This window comes from Mycobacteroides sp. H003 (genome assembly GCF_001440135.1).
Lineage (GTDB): Bacteria > Actinomycetota > Actinomycetes > Mycobacteriales > Mycobacteriaceae > Mycobacterium > Mycobacterium gwanakae.
On the sequence record NZ_LJYL01000020.1, the window covers coordinates 101,515 to 116,907 of the forward strand.

Sequence of the window (15,393 nt, forward strand, 5' to 3'; positions counted from 1 at the left end):
CGGATCGGGTAATACTGACCGGGTGACTCTTTCCGATGCCGCGCTTGCCGCAGAACTCGCCCACGAAGCCGGACAGCTGCTCTTGCAGGTGCGTGCCGAGCTTGGGTTCGACGACCCGAAGGGTCTCGGGGCGGCCGGCGACAAGCGTGCTAACGCGCTGCTGCTGGAGCGGTTGGCGGCCGAAAGGCCCGCGGACTCGGTGCTCTCCGAGGAGGCTGTCGACGACAAGACCCGCCTCCGCGCACAGCGGGTCTGGATCATCGACCCGCTCGACGGGACCCGCGAGTTCGGGATCGAGGGCCGCGACGACTGGGCGGTGCATGTCGCGCTGTGGCAGGCCGACGATCACCGAGGGTCGATCACCGACGCCGCGGTGGCGCTGCCCGGACTGGATACCGTGTTCCGTACCGACGAGACCCGGGTGACCCTTTCAGCGCGCGCTGACTCGGATCCGATCCGGGTGGTCGTCAGTGCCAGCCGGGCGCCGAAGTTCCTCACCGATATGGCCGAGCGGCTCAACATGGAGCTCATTTCGATGGGGTCGGCCGGGGCCAAAGCCATGGCGGTGGTACGCGGCGAAGCCGATGCCTATCTGCACGGTGGCGGTCAATGGGAATGGGACTCCGCGGCCCCGGCCGGGGTGGTGCTGGCGGCCGGTCTGCACGCCTCCCGGCTCGACGGGTCCGCGCTGCGGTACAACGAGCCACATCCGTATCTGCCGGATCTCATCATGTGCAGGCCCGATTTGGCGCCGTTGCTGCTGGACGCGGTCGCCGGGCGCGCCTAACCGCTGGGCGCCACGCCATCGTCGAGGCGGAGCTGGCGCTCGCGTAACCAAAGGTAGAGAGGTATCCCGCAGCCGATTCCTACGAGGATGGATACCGGGAACAACAGCCACCAGTAAGGGGTTCGGGTGCGCCGGTGGTCGGCGATCGCCCAGACCCAGAACGCCACCAGCACCACGCCGATATCGCCGAAAAGCTGTGAGGAAGGCCAGTTGGCGAACCAGGATGTGAAGAAGAGCTTCGCATCGGGACCATGCTGGATGCAGAATCCGATGGCAGAGGCGTTGAGCCCCACGAAACTGATGATGGCCAGCGCGAGCATGACCCACTCAAGTGTGCGAGTGCGTTGGCGCTGAGGGGTTTTAGGCCCGTTGGTGCGGGCTGTCGAGTGGGTCATCGAATCACTCCGCTACCGCGGCGCTCAGCGGGCGATTGTGTGTTGCGATTGCTTTACTGAATTCGAGTGCATCCCAACCAGTTTCGATTGGTGTGAGATCACTGGGATTCACAAATCGTGCTCCGCCGCGTACTTCGCGCTGTAGATCACGCCCCGTGATCGCGCTGGCCGCCCACCGCCCGCTGAGCAGTGCCGCCTCTGTGCCGGGGCCCCACGAGGTGCTTGAGCCCACGAGGAACAGTCCCTCGATCTCGGTGCGAACACCGGGCCGTAGCGGACCGAACTGCCGTGTGTTGAATTCGATTCCGTAGGCGGAGCCCTCCGAGGATCGGGTGTAGCGCTCCTGGGTCAGCGGTGTGCTGGCCTCGCGGTAGACGATCGAGTCTTCGAAACCGGGGAACACGGTGGCGGCCCGTTTGATGAGGATGTCGGTGAGGTCTTCCTTCATCTGCTGGTACTCGGGGACGCGGCGATATGAAGACTCCGATCCTGGTTCGATGTGCCACAGCCGTGGGTTGTACGGCAAGGGCAGCATGATCTCGATCGAGGAGTACCCGGACGGCGCATAGCGGGTGCCGTGAGGATCTTTCAGGTTCGAGCAATGGATGTATGCCGGGGCAAGGTCGCCGATCAGGTCCAGCCATTCCTGCGGCGTCAGGCCCGGGGCACTGATGCGGCGCTCGAGCTCGTCGAAGTCGACCAGTGTCGGGAAAACGAACGCGTCCCGGGGTGGCGTCGTCTCGGCGAGATTGAGGCTGGAACCGATGTACACGTTGAAGAACGGCAGGGCCATGCGGTATTTCTCGACGCGCCGCACCGTGCGACTTTTCACGTGCTCGTGCCCGACAAGATCACGGTACGTCTTCTTGATATCGGCATTGGAGACGACGACAGCTGCGGAGAATTGTTGACCGTCCTCAAGGCGTACGCCGGTGACGGCGCCCGACTCGATGATGATTCGGGAAACCGCTGCGTTGGTGAGCACCTTGCCGCCCGCCGACCGCACGACATCGGCCAGATGTGCGGAGAGCACTTGGCCTCCACCCTTGGGATACCAGGTTCCGCCCTCGATGAACATGGTTTGGAATACCGCGTAAACGGCGAAGGGGAGTCTGCTGGGGGGTGCGTCGACGCTGCCGAACGGCGGGGACAGGACGATCCGCAGGGCCGGGGAGAATCCGAAGAGCCGGAAGACGCGCGACATGGGCAGGCCCAGCAGCGGGGCAGCGATACCCGAACGCAGCACTCCCGCTGCGGTACGGCCCAGACTGGACAGGCCACGGTCCCGGTCTAGTCCACGGCCGGCGCGGCGAACGAACGTGACGAACCGCCGGATCTTCCGTTCCTCGTCGGGAAAAGCATCGATCAGCCGGGCGAGGTAGTTGTCCCATCCTCGCGGCGTGGTGAATGTGTGCCCCGGCAGGGTGTACGTCTCGACGCCCTTGCGGTCGAGTTCGATAAATTCCACACGGCCTTCGCCGCCCAGGCTCTTGAATAACGCAGGAAGTATGCCGTCCGGGCCGCAGTCGCCCATGTGGTGCACGCCCACATCCCATTCCCACTCACGTTTACGCCGGAACACATGGGATGAGCCACCGATAACGTCGTACTGCTCGAGGACCAGCACCTTCTGGCCGATCGCGGCGAGATGCGCGGCCGCAGAGATGCCACCGAGACCAGACCCGATGACGATCGCGTCCCATTTTTCTGCTGCCTTCTGCATTGAGGCTCCTCGGGTGATGGCGTGGCGCTTCTGGTGATCCGCACGGGGAAAACCGATCGGTCTACCGGAAGTAGACCAGTCGATATACCTGGGGTCAAGTACCTCACGCACCGCGGCAACCTGGCGGCCCAATAAGCTGTGCGCATGCAGTCGTGGGCGTCGCCGCCAGTTCCTGAGCTCGACGGTCGTGGTCCGCAGCTGCGGCTGTACGACACCGCCGATCGTCAGGTGCGGCCGGTGACGCCGTCGTCCGGTCCTGGCTCCAGCGCGACCATGTACGTGTGTGGCATCACGCCCTATGACGCCACCCACCTGGGCCACGCCGCAACGTATCTCACGTTCGACCTGATCTACCGGCAATGGCTCGACGCGGGCCTGGATGTGCATTACGTACAAAACGTCACCGATATCGACGACCCGCTCTTCGAACGTGCCGACCGGGATGGCATCGATTGGCGCGAACTGGGGGACCGGGAAACCGATTTGTTCCGGGGCGACATGACCGCGCTGCGGGTGCTGGCACCACGGGAGTATGTGCGCGCCACCGAGTCGATTGCCTGCATCATCGAACTGGTCGAGAAGATGCTGGCTTCGGGCGCCGCGTACGTCGTGGATGATCCCGAGTATCCGGACGTCTACTTCAGGGTTGATGCCACCGAGCAGTTCGGCTACGAGTCGGGGTACGACATCGAGACCATGTCGCGGCTGTTCGCCGAACGCGGCGGAGATCCGGACCGGCCCGGCAAGACCAACGAACTCGACGCTCTGCTCTGGCGCGCGGCACGGCCGGGAGAGCCGAGCTGGGAGGCCTCGTTCGGATCGGGCCGACCGGGCTGGCATGTCGAGTGCTCGGCGATCGTGCTGCGTGAGCTCGGTGCCGGTATCGACATCCAGGGCGGCGGTAGCGACCTGATTTTCCCGCATCACGAATACAGTGCCGCGCACGCTGAAGCCGTTACGGCGCAACGCCGTTTCGCGCGTCACTATGTGCACGCCGGGATGATCGGCTGGGACGGGCACAAGATGTCCAAGAGCCGGGGGAACCTGGTGAAGGTTTCGGTGTTGACGGCCGACGGCGTGGATCCGGCAGCGATCAGGCTCGGGCTGTTGGCCGGCCACTATCGCGCCGACCGGTCCTGGAGTGATGCCGTGCTCTCCGACGCGCAGGCCCGGTTGGCCCGCTGGCGCCATGCCGTGGCACTGCCCGCCGCGCCGAGCGCCCGCGATGTGGTGTCTCGGGTGCGGCGCTATCTCGCCGATGATCTCGATACGCCAAAAGCGCTTGCCGCACTGGATAACTGGGTGACCGATGCGCTGGCCTACGGTGGGCACGATGCCGCGGCGGGTGCACACGTACGTCATGCGGTGGATGCCCTACTGGGAGTGCAGCTGTAGCGTCGGGCCATGGGTTCAACGCTGAACAACATTGCCGGCAAGACGGTCATGATCACCGGCGGCGCCGGCGGCATCGGTGTGGAAGTCGCACACAGATTGCACGCTAAGGGTGCCAACCTTGTGCTGACCGATCTGGACGAGACAAAGCTTGCGGCCGTTGCCGACGATCTGGGCCGGGATCGCGTACTGGTGGCGGTCGCCGACGTGTGCGATCTGGCAGCGCTGGAAGGGGCCGTCGCCCAGGCGGTCGAGCGATTCGGCGGCATCGATGTGGTGCTGGCGAACGCGGGCCTGCTGACGTTCGGCTCGGTGCTGCAGGTGGACCCGGCGGCCTTCAAGAAGCTGATCGATGTCAACATCCTCGGGGTGTTTCACACGGTGCGCGCAGCCTTGCCCTCGGTGATCGAGCGCAAGGGCTACGTGCTCATCGTGTCTTCCCTGGCCGCCTACGCGGCGGCACCAGGGGTCACGGCGTACAACGCCTCCAAGGCCGCCGTCGAACACTTCGCGAACGCGTTGCGTCTGGAGGTGGCGCATCGAGGCGTTGACGTGGGTTCGGCACACATGTCGTGGATCGACACCTCGATGGTGAACGACCAGAAGGCCAACCTGTCGGCGTTCTCGGAGATGCTGACCCGGCTGCCACCGCCATTGAGAACCGTGACTTCCGTCGAAGCGTGCGGTAAGGCCTTCGTCAAGGGCATCGAAAAGCGGCGTCGGCGCATCAACTGCCCCGGCTGGGTGGGGGTGACCCGTTGGCTCAAACCGGTGTTGTCAACATCGCTCGGCGAACTGCCCATGCGGGGCATGATTCCCGAGATCCTGCCCCGCATGGACGCCGAGGTGGCCGCTCTGCAGCGCGCCGCCCGTGGTGACGTCGGCGAGGCCTGACCCGTATCGACGCATACCCGCTACGGGTATGGGGTGTAGGTGTACCGTGAAGTGATGGCACCCGGCGGCGAACGCGCAGCGCTGCGCCCGGGCTTCGGCATGGCATCGGTGATGCTGCGGGCCCTGCTGATCATCGCGGTCGTGCTGGTGCCGGTGCTGAAGTGTCCCGCGGCGCGAGACGCCGCCGCTGGAACCACGGGCACGCCGGCTGCATCTGTTCATCTCGCCGAGGTGCCGTATGCGCTCGCCTCTCTGCCCGGTGCCGAGGACCATCACGACTGTTACCCGCTGCCCGCGGTCATCGCGGCGGTGTCCGGCGTGTTCTCGGGGTGGGCCATCGCGCTCACGGTAGTGGCGTTCGTGGCACTCGCGGTGTACGCGATGTGGCGTCCAACAGCGCACGGTCCGCCGCGGGGGCAGCCCCATTTGTTGTTGAGTGACGGCAGTGATCGTCTCTTGCATTTTTGCGTGATGCGGCGCTGAGAGCTTTCCGCATTCCCGCCGGCGGCCACCGCTAGCGCACGAAAGCATGCCCATTGCCCCGCGGGCTGCGACGCGCTGGCGTTTCGCCAATCATTCATGACTCCAACACTTTTCAGATAAGGACACGATTATCGTGGCTACATCATCTTTGGCTGCGCCGCGCGCAGTCGCCGGTCGCTTCGGCGGATCGGCATTGGCGGCCGGGTTCGCCGCCATCGCGTTGGCAGTGCCTGTTTCCGCGGGCCCGACGCAACCGGGGCCGCAGGCGCCGGGTAACGCCCAGGCCCTCATTGCCGCATTGAAACTCCGTGGAGATCAGGTCATCATCAACCGCAGTGGGCCGCTCAAGCCGCTGTCGCAATGCACCGCAACCTCGATACTGGTCGGGCGGCACATTTACGACCAGGTGCCGCAGCGCAAGGGCCCGGCCAAGCGTCAGCTGGCCTCCCACGTCATGTACGTGACCGTGCAGTGCTAGGGAACATCATGTACCGCAACATTTTTCCTTGTCGGTCCATCCTGGCGGCAGCAATCCTCGTGGCGGGGCTGGCCGTCTCCACATCTGCAGCCGCCTCGGCCGGTCCGGCGTCACCCGATGCGCTCCAGGTCATCACGCAGTTGCAACGCCAAGGTGACAAGGTCGTCGTCCAGCGCACGGGCAACAAACCGCTGCAGATGTGCACCGTGACATCGGTGCGAGAAGGAGAGTCCCAGTACTGGTGGACTCAGCCTCGCATCGCCGACCCCAACCGCGCGAAACGTGCCAACGGGGTAGGGGCACAGCTGATATACCGCACCGTGTACGTCGACGTTCAATGCTGATCGCGCGCCGGGCGGCCCGTATTCCCGGGCGTCTGCTGCCCAGATTGACACTGGTCGCGGCTGCGCTTGTCGCGGGGTTGCTTGCGGCACCGGTCGCCCAGGCCGGCCCGGGCGCCCTAGGCGATGCCGAACAGGTCATCGATGGCCTCAAGGCTCAGGGCAACAAGGTCATCGTCACCAAGACGGGCAACAAGCCACTGTCGCAATGTGTGGCCACGCGGGTACGCAAAGATCTCGACGTCTTCGGCAACCCGCGCATCTACCCGAACATCTCGTCCGGGCCGACCAGGCGGGTGTGGCTGTACAGCGTGTATCACGTCGATATCCAGTGCTGATCCCTTGACCTATACCCCCTGGGGGTATTTAATCAGGGGTATGAGTACGCACCGGGATCACCCTGAACATCCGTTGTCTCACGCGCCTGCCGCAACGTGCGACTCGGATCACCATGGCGGGCATGGCGGCGCGGCCGGTTCGGATCACACCGAACATCAGCATCACAACCACGCGGGCCATGGTGATCATGTTGGGCAGTTCCGCAGGTTGTTCTGGATCATGTTGGGGCTCTCGGTGCCGGTGGTCGCGTTCAACGACATGTTTGCGATGGTCATCGGCTACCAACTGCCCACCACCGGCTGGATCCCGTGGATATCGCCGATTCTCGGCACCGTTATTTACTTCTGGGGCGGCAAGCCCTTCCTGACCGGGGCGGTCGCCGAGGTGCGCGGACGCAGGCCGGGAATGATGCTGTTGATTGGCCTGGCGATCACGGTGGCCTTTGTCGCATCGTGGGGCGCCAGTCTCGGCCTGATCGATCACCAGCTCAATTTCTGGTGGGAGCTGGCGCTTCTGGTGGTGATCATGCTGCTGGGGCACTGGATCGAGATGCGGTCGCTGGCGCAGACTACGTCGGCGCTCGACTCGCTGGCGGCACTGCTGCCCGATAGTGCCGAACGCGTCGAGGGGGATGCGGTGGTGCCCGTCGCGCCGGCCGATCTTCGGGTCGGTGACATCGTTGTCGTGCGTCCGGGTGGCTCGGTGCCCGCCGACGGCCGAATCACCGAGGGCAGTGCCCATCTGGACGAATCGATGGTGACGGGGGAGTCGCATCCGGTGCGCCGTCAGATCGGCGATCAGGTGGTTGCCGGAACCGTGGCCACCGATTCGGGCCTGCGCGTGGAAGTCACCGCGGTCGGTGATGACACCACGCTGGCCGGGATCCAGCGGCTGGTCGCCGATGCGCAGGCCTCCAGCTCGCGCGCGCAACGGATCGCCGACACCGCTGCGGGATGGCTGTTCTGGTTCGCTCTGGGTGCCGCCGCGCTGACTGCCGTGGCCTGGACGATCCTGGGGGAGCCCGACACCGCGGTGGTTCGCGTCATCACGGTGCTGGTGATCGCCTGCCCGCATGCGTTGGGTCTGGCCATTCCTCTGGTCGTCTCCATCGCCACCGAGCGTGCGGCCCGGGGCGGGGTATTGGTGAAAGACCGCCTGGCCCTGGAGCAGATGCGCACCGTGGACGTCGTGCTGTTCGACAAGACCGGAACGCTGACCAAGGGTGCCCCCACCGTGACGGGTGTCGAACCTGCCGACGGACGCGATGCCGACACCGTGTTGGGGCTGGCGGCCGCGGCCGAGACCGACAGCGAGCATCCACTGGCCCGCGCCATCGTGGAGGCCGCTCGCAGACGGGGACTGTCGATCGTTGCCGCGAGCGGCTTTTCCTCCGAGCCTGCCCTGGGGGTCACCGCGGACGTCGCAGGCGTGCAGGTCGCCGTGGGTGGCCCTGCTTTACTGAAAAGGCATGGTGCGCAAGAGCTACCGATCGCCGACAGATGGCGTACCGAAGGCGCGATCATTCTGCATGTGCTGACCGACGGGCAGGTCGCCGGCGCGCTGCGCTTGGCCGATGACATCCGGCCGGAGTCCCGTGACACCGTCGAGGCGCTACACAGGCTGGGTGTATCGGTGGTCATGATCACCGGTGACGCACATGCCGTGGCCAACACGGTGGCTGCTGAGCTCGGTGTGGATCGGGTGTTCGCCGAGGTGCGTCCGGAGGACAAGGCGGCAGCGGTGGCGCAGTTGCAGTCCGAAGGACACACCGTGGCGATGGTCGGTGACGGTGTCAACGACGCCCCCGCGTTGGCACAGGCCGATGTGGGTATCGCGATCGGAGCTGGAACCGATGTCGCGATCGCATCGGCCGGCGTCATCCTGGGCAGCTCCGATCCGCGATCGGTGCTCTCGGTTATCGAGTTGTCGCGTGCCAGCTACCGCAAGATGAAGCAAAACCTTTGGTGGGCGGCTGGATACAACCTGATCTCGGTTCCGTTGGCGGCGGGTGTGCTCGCGCCGATCGGATTCGTGCTGCCGATGAGTGTGGGGGCCATTCTGATGTCGGCATCCACCGTGGTCGTCGCGCTCAACGCACAGCTACTGCGCCGCTTGGATCTCCGCCCCGAACAATCCGTGCGAAGAATCCTGGGGCGCTAGTCGTCAGCGGGCGATCGGACGGTTCAGCGCCGCAGCCGCGTCGATGATGGCCGGGTGGTCGAGGTCCAGGAGTTCTACCTGCTCCAGTTTCGGACGGAGCCAGCTCGCCAGTACCGGCCACGACGGGCGATGGTATGACCACCATCGGACGGCCTGCCATCGCTGATCCGCACCGTCGGCCATGGTCTCCGACCAGATCTGATGTCCCCATGCCTGGGTGATGGCGAGGTTGCGCGCGACTACTTGAGTGGGGCGAAGTCCAAGCCTGACAAGTTGTTTCGCATCATCGAGATCGCACACCCGGAGGTCATCCGGCAGACTGAACACCCCGAGGGCCCTGCGCGCACCCAGTAGGGGGAACTCCAGTATCGAGTCGTCCCAGACCTGTAGATCGCCGAACACCTCCCCGCAAGCCACCTCGGGTCGTGTTCCCAGATACCAGACGTAGTAGTCGGGATGATCGATTCGACCACCGCGTTGCGGCCGGTGCTGATACAGCGGATGCCCAGGTTGTCCCGTCTTCGCGTTGGCGAGATACGGGAAGATCCGGTATGCCAGCATCTATGAAAAGGACCCTGCGGTAACCGCATCCAGCGCATCCAGGACCCGACCAGGCCCCTCGCTCAACAATACGTCCAGGGGGCGTGCGCCCCCGAGATAGCTGTTCGCACTCTCCAGCCACGTTGTCGATGCCGGGTCGCCCCACACCAGACGGGCCCGGGACACCACATGCTCGAGGTCGATGATGAGTGGGGCGGTGCGGCCGCCAGGTCGTTCCTCACCGGAGATCCATCGTGATGGCTGCGATCGGTTTACTCCGATGATCCGGGCCAACTGGGCGGCTCCCCCCACGGCATCCACCAGGTATGACACCCGAAGCGGGGCGAGCGGATCGTCCGCGGGCTGTGTGGCGATCGCCAGATTGCCGACGACCACACGTTGGGGGGTGCTCACCGATCGGCTTGTCGTTGACGCACGCTTCTTCGCGGGCTCGGACGCCACAACGGCCTTGCCGGTGGTGCCACGTCGTGTCGCTGCCATGCCACCAGTGTACCCAACAAGTTTGTTGGGTAAAGGTCAGCGTGTCTGGGCGGCGAGAGTCTCGATCACGTGGTCAACGGAGGCGCCCCCGAGAAGATCCTGTACGGGCAGCTCGAAGTTGAGTTCAGCCTGCACGCGCCGGCGAAACTCCACCGCCTGCAATGAATCCAGGCCCATCGCGACCATGGGTATCGCGGTGTCGATGGAGTCGGCGTGGTCGGCGCCGATCACCTCGGCGAGCAGCTGCACCAGGTGTCTGGACCGATTCGCGGGCACCACCGTGGGAGGTCGAATGGCCTCGTCGGGTGCGGTGGGCTCGCTGTTGTCCTCAAGTTCGGAGAGCAATGGGCCGTACCCGAACATGCCGAGCATCGCGCGGGCTTGAGTGAGGTCGAATGCAGCGACGAGGGTGTTACCGATGTGCCCTCCCATGCCGACCGCAAGGGCGTCGGCAGGACGCATCGGATGGACACCAGTGGCAGCCAACTTGGCGATACCCGTGTCATCGAGATCGAGGTGCACCGTCCATTGGCCCCACTGCACCGAGACGCAATCAAGGCCGGCGTCACGCTGGTGGTCTGCGAGCACGTCCAGCATCCGGTTACCCGCCGCATACATCAGTTGGCCCTTACCGCCGATGGTGGCCGCCAGTGACGAGCACAACATGACGCGGCAGGAATCGGCGCGGGGCAGGGCGTCGAGAACATTTGTGATGCCACCGACCTTGGCGCGCAACGCCTGTTGGAATTTCTCTGTGGTCACTTCGGCGAGTGCGAGATCCGAATAGTCCACGGCAGCATGGATGATCAGGTTCGCCGGTGCGTCGCGTAGCTGATCTGCGAGCCCGGCGACGGAAGACGCATCGGTCACATCGCAGGACAGCGCACGGACCACGGCACCGGTGCCGCGCCGGATGGCCTCAAGGCGTCCGGTCACTGTGTCGGTCTCGCCCGAACGGCTGATCAGGGTGATCTGCCGGGTGCCCAGCCGGGCATAGTGCTCGCAGAACTCCTGACCGAGTTTTCCAGTGCCGCCGGTGATCACGACATGCTCCGGTACCGCGGTGACTGCTTCCTCGGTGCGCTCTTGATCGATATCGAGGATCCGCTTGGCGTACATGCCGTCTGTGCGCAGCGCCAACTCCGATTCACCCGCCGATTGCAGTGCGGCCAGGATGATTCCGGCACTGTCCGGGTGCGCGAGGTCGGCCCCGAGATCGAGGTGTCGAAACGCGATGCCCGGATGTTCTGTTCCCATGCAGCGGAAACCGGCGGCGATCGCGGCGGGTACGGGATGCGATGGAGAGTCTTCTGCGGTGGCCTGCTCACCTCCCACGGTGACAAGCCAGCATCCAGTGACTGAACCGGACAGTTCTGGCCACCAGGTGCGGTTGCCGAAGAATTGTGCCACCGTATCGGCGGTCTCGTGGTTGTCCAGCTGCGCCACAGGGGAGAGCACAATCACGACGGTATCCGCATCGCCGCTTCCGGATTCGTCGGCATTGTCGAGGATTTGGGCCGACGATCCAAAGTCCGGCGCGCCCTCGCAGAGGGCCTCGATCAGGGGTCCGGTGTCGCCGGTGGCATCGATGAATCCGTAGGACCGCGGCGGCATCATCGAGCGCCGGGCCACCTTGGTCCACGTCTCGCGCAGCAGCCGCGGGCGGGCCGAGATATCCGCGGTCGGGTGAACGCGCTCTTTTCCTACGGGGAGTTGCGCAGGAGCAGGAGCTGAAACCCCGCTCTCGGGGCCGCGGTACGACAGCCACAAGACAATGTTGTCGTTCTGAGCATTCGGAAAATCCCGCAGCGGCAGCGATATCGGCTCGGATGCGTCGGTCCGCAACGCGTCCCAGTCATAGTCGAGGTCGTGGACGGCCAGATTCGCAAGATTTTCGGTGAATTCGGTCAGATCCGTCGCGGTCCGAGTTGACGTGCCCACCACGCAGGCGGTGCACTCGGCGTCCAGGGCAGCAAGGTTCTCCCGGATAGCGAGCTGCAGTGTGGGGTGCTCTGCCAATTCGATGTAGGTATCGACCTGGGCCCCCGTCGCGGCGGCGATGGCACGATCGAAACGGACTGTGTTGCGCAGATTCCAGAACCAGTACTGATGGACTGGTAGCTCTGCGGTAATCGATGCACCGAGGGTGGCTCCGATGCAATCGATTTCGGAGGCCGCGAACTCGACATTCGCGAGCCGCTCAGCCAGCGCCTCGCGAATCTCGGTACCGATCGAGGCGATCATGGTGGTATGGGCTGGATAGCGCACCGGGATAACCCGTGCGAAGACGCCGTCCTCGGTGAGACGCTCGACGATATGGTGCACGGTCTCACGCTGGCCGGAAATCCCCACCATCGATGGGGAGTTGATCACCGAGAGCTCGGCCCAACTCGATTGCCGCGCAAGGATATTCTCACAAGTATCACGATCGGCCGCGATTACCGCCATCGCGTAATCATCGGCCGGGAACTCGTCGGCGATCCGGGATCGGGTGCCCACCACGGTTACCGCGTCGGTAGGAGATATGAGGCCGGAAACGCACGCCGCGGCGATCTCGCCCTGACTGTGGCCGATGGTGACATTCGGGGCTACACCCACCGAACGCCACAGCGTTGCCAGGCCCACCATCTGGGTGAACAGGGCGGGCTGGACGACACTTGCGCAGTCATCGGTGGGGAAGTTCTCGTCGAGAAGATAGTTCAGTGGCGAACGGCCGAATTGAGTATCGAACAGTTCCGAGTAGTGGTCGACCACGGTGCGGAACTGCGGGAACGTGTCGTAGAAGAGTCGGCCCATGCCCGGCCGTTGTCCGCCCTGTCCGGGGAACACGAATCCCCGCCGACGTGAGGTCGCGGGCTCGGTGTTGCGGACAACCCGGGCATGGTCCGTGCCGGCGATGACCGCCCGCAGGGCCGACACCAGTTCGTCGTGGTCTCGGACGGTGATCAGTGCGCGGTACCTTCGCGCGGTACGGGTCCGAAAGAGCATGCCCGCAATGCGATTCGGGGCGACTTTCGGATGGTCAAGGACATAGGCAAGAAGGGCCGATGCCTCCCGGCGCAGTACATCGGGGGAGTCCGCGGAGAGCAGCACGGGAACAGTCCCGTTGGGCAAACGGTGGCTAGACATCGTCGGCGTCGTCTCCCTCTGCGTCACTGGCGGGCATCGCGATGATGGCGTGTGCATTGGCGCCGCCGGCGCCGAACGACGAGACCGCGCCGTACCGGATGCCGTTCTTCGGCTCCCACGGGTGCAACTTGGTGGCCAGGCGGATCCCGGTCATCGACCAGTCGACCTTGGTGGTGGGGTTGTCAGCGAACAATGTCGGCGGGATGTGGCCGTGCTGTCCGGCCAACAGCAGCTTGATCAGGCCCACCATTCCGGCGGCCGATTGTGCGTGTCCGGCATTGGATTTCGCCGATCCGAGAAGCGCATTGGACCCACCGGCGCCGTAGGTGCTCTGCAGCGCAAAAATCTCAAGCGGGTCCCCGGCGCGCGTTCCGGTGCCATGTCCTTCGAGCATTCCGATATCCGCCGGGTCGACACCGGATGCGGCGATGGTCGCGGCGACCAGCTTTGCTTGCGCGCGTCCACGCGGCACCAGAATGGGCTTACCCCGGCCGTTGTGGTTGGTGCGGATGGCCATGATGCGTCCGTACACCCGATGTCCCATGGCTCGTGCGCGCGATTCACGCTCCAGCACAACCATTCCCACGGCTTCACCCCAGAGGGTGCCATTGGCCTCATCGGAGTATGCCCGGCAGTGTCCGTCGGGATCGAGTGCGTGGAGTCTGGAGAACTCATAGAACGCACCCGGGGAACCCATGACGCAGACCCCGCCCGCCAGAGCCCATTCGCATTCGTCTGCACGCACTGAAGAGGCTGCGAGATGTAGTGCAGCCAAAGACGATGCGCACGCGGAGTCAATACACATGGACGGCCCGACCAGTCCCAGACCATGCGAGATTCTGCCCGCGACACCCAGCTGTCCTGCGCCGACTGCGCGGTGACCCGTGTAGACGTTCATTTCACCCACACGCGGGCCGTATTCGTTGGGTGAGGCGCCGATGAAACACGCGGCTTCGGCGCCGTCTAAATCGCTTGGATTGAGGCCAGCGTTTTCCAGAGCCCGCCAAGCGACCCGCATTCCAACGCGCTGTTGTGGATCTACTGCAACGGCCTCGCGCTGCGTAAAGCCATAGAAGGCCGGATCGAAAGTCTTTGCTTCGGTGAGGAATCCGCCGGCGTCGGAGACCCGGCCCCAACCCTCGAGGGTGGACAGCGACAGCAGTTCATCGATGGGCCACTCGCGATCGCGAGGGAAGGGGCCGATGAGCTCACGACCGTCTGCGAGGGCATTCCAAAATGCCCCGGGAGTGTTGACTCCGCCGGGGGCTTCAATCGCCATCCCAGAGATGACGACGGGATCGGACTCGGCGCTAGAAGTTACTGGAGGAGTTGATGTCACAGTGTCCCTATCCCTGCGGAGAAGTCGCGCGGGTGGTGTTGGCGTTCAGCAGCTCAGCCAGGGCCTCGGTCTGCGAATTCAGGAAGAAGTGTCCGCCGTCGAACAGCGTCACATCTAGTTCGTCGCTGTGTTTGCCCCAGCCATACAGGTCGCGCATGGTGATCATGGGATCCTGGTCGCCACCGATCGAATGAATAGGCGCGGCCACCTTGACGTCTTCTGTACAGCTGTATCCATTGAAAGCCTGGTAGTCGCCCTTCATGACCGGCAGCGCCATCCGCATGACGTCGAGATTGCCCATGATCGCGGAATTCGTACCGTCGAGGGCTCCCATGTGTGCCAGTACCGAATCGTCGTCGGTCGGTAGGGCGGGCTTGTCGGCGATATTGCACGGCGCCACCGCCGAGGAGACGGTCATGTGGTGCACGTCCAGCCCTGCGGACTCGGCCAGCCTTACGAACTCGAACGAGATCACCGCGCCCATGCTGTGGCCGAACGTATGGATCGGAAGGCCGCGATTGTGCTCCGACGACTGGAACTCGGCGAAGGCTCCCGCCGCTATATCGGGAAGCGTCGGCAAGGCCGGCTCACCCGCGCGATCTTGGCGCCCGGGGTATTGGAAGATAAGGACATTGAAATTTGCTGTTGAGGCTTTCGAAAGTGCGCGATATGCCGAAGCTCCAGCGCCTGCGTGCGGAAAGAGCAGGAGCAATGGTGCATCGGGTGACTCTGGCTTGTGGAACTGCCTGATCCATCCGAGTTTGCGATCCACGTCGAGCTTCCTTCCAACTTGCAGATAGTTAGATTAGCCTAACGTAACCCGCCGTTGGGTATGCAGCTCGCATTCCGAGCGTGGTGATTGACAGCACCCATGGGCCGTCACTCGCTGCTG

15 protein-coding genes are annotated in these 15,393 nt (G+C 64.5%); 8 read left to right on the plus strand and 7 right to left on the minus strand.

Annotated elements, in window-relative coordinates; translation table 11 throughout:
* Window positions 1–22: 22 nt before the first annotated feature.
* Entirely contained in the window at window positions 23–787 is a 765-nt protein-coding gene (locus tag AOT87_RS14595) for a 3'(2'),5'-bisphosphate nucleotidase CysQ (RefSeq protein ID WP_057968058.1), read from the plus strand.
* Here AOT87_RS14595 and AOT87_RS14600 read toward each other — a convergent pair.
* Window positions 784–1,182, minus strand: coding sequence for a DUF2834 domain-containing protein (locus tag AOT87_RS14600; protein ID WP_078321966.1), 399 nt, complete (start codon window positions 1,180–1,182; stop codon window positions 784–786). The genes AOT87_RS14595 and AOT87_RS14600 overlap by 4 nt on opposite strands.
* A 4-nt stretch (window positions 1,183–1,186) precedes the next feature.
* Window positions 1,187–2,905: an NAD(P)/FAD-dependent oxidoreductase gene (locus AOT87_RS14605; protein ID WP_057968057.1), complete on the minus strand. Its 1,719-nt coding sequence runs from the start codon at window positions 2,903–2,905 to the stop codon at window positions 1,187–1,189.
* 144 nt (window positions 2,906–3,049) lie between these two features.
* On the opposite strand from AOT87_RS14605, the gene mshC reads away from it, so the two are divergent.
* From mshC to AOT87_RS14640, 7 genes are all read left to right on the plus strand, one after another.
* Window positions 3,050–4,300 (plus strand): cysteine--1-D-myo-inosityl 2-amino-2-deoxy-alpha-D-glucopyranoside ligase, encoded by a 1,251-nt coding sequence (gene mshC / locus AOT87_RS14610; protein ID WP_057968056.1) that lies wholly within the window; start codon window positions 3,050–3,052, stop codon window positions 4,298–4,300.
* Between the two features lie 9 nt (window positions 4,301–4,309).
* On the plus strand, window positions 4,310–5,191 hold the full coding sequence (locus AOT87_RS14615) for an SDR family oxidoreductase (protein WP_057968055.1): 882 nt from the start codon (window positions 4,310–4,312) through the stop codon (window positions 5,189–5,191).
* Between the two features lie 54 nt (window positions 5,192–5,245).
* Window positions 5,246–5,674 (plus strand): hypothetical protein, encoded by a 429-nt coding sequence (locus AOT87_RS14620; RefSeq protein ID WP_070949341.1) that lies wholly within the window; start codon window positions 5,246–5,248, stop codon window positions 5,672–5,674.
* Between the two features lie 130 nt (window positions 5,675–5,804).
* Window positions 5,805–6,152: a hypothetical protein gene (locus AOT87_RS14625; RefSeq protein ID WP_234795851.1), complete on the plus strand. Its 348-nt coding sequence runs from the start codon at window positions 5,805–5,807 to the stop codon at window positions 6,150–6,152.
* A gap of 8 nt (window positions 6,153–6,160) precedes the next feature.
* On the plus strand, window positions 6,161–6,496 hold the full coding sequence (locus AOT87_RS14630; protein WP_057968052.1) for a hypothetical protein: 336 nt from the start codon (window positions 6,161–6,163) through the stop codon (window positions 6,494–6,496).
* Window positions 6,490–6,831, plus strand: coding sequence for a hypothetical protein (locus AOT87_RS14635; protein ID WP_057968051.1), 342 nt, complete (start codon window positions 6,490–6,492; stop codon window positions 6,829–6,831). Before AOT87_RS14630 ends, AOT87_RS14635 begins: the two co-directional genes overlap by 7 nt.
* A 220-nt stretch (window positions 6,832–7,051) precedes the next feature.
* Window positions 7,052–8,992 carry a heavy metal translocating P-type ATPase gene (locus AOT87_RS14640; protein WP_057968081.1) on the plus strand — a complete coding sequence of 647 codons (1,941 nt, stop codon included), beginning with the start codon at window positions 7,052–7,054 and terminating at the stop codon, window positions 8,990–8,992.
* A gap of 3 nt (window positions 8,993–8,995) precedes the next feature.
* Here AOT87_RS14640 and AOT87_RS14645 read toward each other — a convergent pair whose 3' ends face one another.
* From AOT87_RS14645 to AOT87_RS14665, 5 genes are read right to left on the minus strand one after another with little or no spacing between them, the layout of a single operon-like run.
* Window positions 8,996–9,553, minus strand: coding sequence for an RES family NAD+ phosphorylase (locus tag AOT87_RS14645; protein WP_057968050.1), 558 nt, complete (start codon window positions 9,551–9,553; stop codon window positions 8,996–8,998).
* Window positions 9,554–10,033, minus strand: coding sequence for an MbcA/ParS/Xre antitoxin family protein (locus AOT87_RS14650; RefSeq protein WP_081343171.1), 480 nt, complete (start codon window positions 10,031–10,033; stop codon window positions 9,554–9,556).
* Between the two features lie 36 nt (window positions 10,034–10,069).
* Window positions 10,070–13,162: a nocobactin polyketide synthase NbtC gene (gene nbtC, locus AOT87_RS14655; RefSeq protein WP_157859015.1), complete on the minus strand. Its 3,093-nt coding sequence runs from the start codon at window positions 13,160–13,162 to the stop codon at window positions 10,070–10,072.
* Window positions 13,155–14,501: a polyketide synthase gene (locus tag AOT87_RS14660; protein WP_256364559.1), complete on the minus strand. Its 1,347-nt coding sequence runs from the start codon at window positions 14,499–14,501 to the stop codon at window positions 13,155–13,157. The genes nbtC and AOT87_RS14660 overlap by 8 nt, the downstream gene beginning before the upstream one ends.
* A gap of 7 nt (window positions 14,502–14,508) precedes the next feature.
* Complete coding sequence (locus AOT87_RS14665) at window positions 14,509–15,273, minus strand: alpha/beta fold hydrolase (RefSeq protein ID WP_057968049.1); 765 nt, start codon at window positions 15,271–15,273, stop codon at window positions 14,509–14,511.
* Between the last annotated feature and the right edge of the window lie 120 nt (window positions 15,274–15,393).

Bases quoted from the DNA above. Each gene is read 5' to 3' on its own strand.
- AOT87_RS14640 (WP_057968081.1), top strand. From the start codon at position 7,052: ATGTTGGGGCTCTCGGTGCCGGTGGTCGCGTTCAACGACATGTTTGCG.
- AOT87_RS14600 (WP_078321966.1), bottom strand. From the start codon at position 1,182: ATGACCCACTCGACAGCCCGCACCAACGGGCCTAAAACCCCTCAGCGC.
- AOT87_RS14620 (WP_070949341.1), top strand. From the start codon at position 5,246: ATGGCACCCGGCGGCGAACGCGCAGCGCTGCGCCCGGGCTTCGGCATG.
- AOT87_RS14645 (WP_057968050.1), bottom strand. From the start codon at position 9,553: ATGCTGGCATACCGGATCTTCCCGTATCTCGCCAACGCGAAGACGGGA.
- AOT87_RS14630 (WP_057968052.1), top strand. From the start codon at position 6,161: ATGTACCGCAACATTTTTCCTTGTCGGTCCATCCTGGCGGCAGCAATC.
- mshC (WP_057968056.1), top strand. From the start codon at position 3,050: ATGCAGTCGTGGGCGTCGCCGCCAGTTCCTGAGCTCGACGGTCGTGGT.
- nbtC (WP_157859015.1), bottom strand. From the start codon at position 13,162: ATGTCTAGCCACCGTTTGCCCAACGGGACTGTTCCCGTGCTGCTCTCC.
- AOT87_RS14605 (WP_057968057.1), bottom strand. From the start codon at position 2,905: ATGCAGAAGGCAGCAGAAAAATGGGACGCGATCGTCATCGGGTCTGGT.
- AOT87_RS14615 (WP_057968055.1), top strand. From the start codon at position 4,310: ATGGGTTCAACGCTGAACAACATTGCCGGCAAGACGGTCATGATCACC.
- AOT87_RS14650 (WP_081343171.1), bottom strand. From the start codon at position 10,033: ATGGCAGCGACACGACGTGGCACCACCGGCAAGGCCGTTGTGGCGTCC.
- AOT87_RS14635 (WP_057968051.1), top strand. From the start codon at position 6,490: ATGCTGATCGCGCGCCGGGCGGCCCGTATTCCCGGGCGTCTGCTGCCC.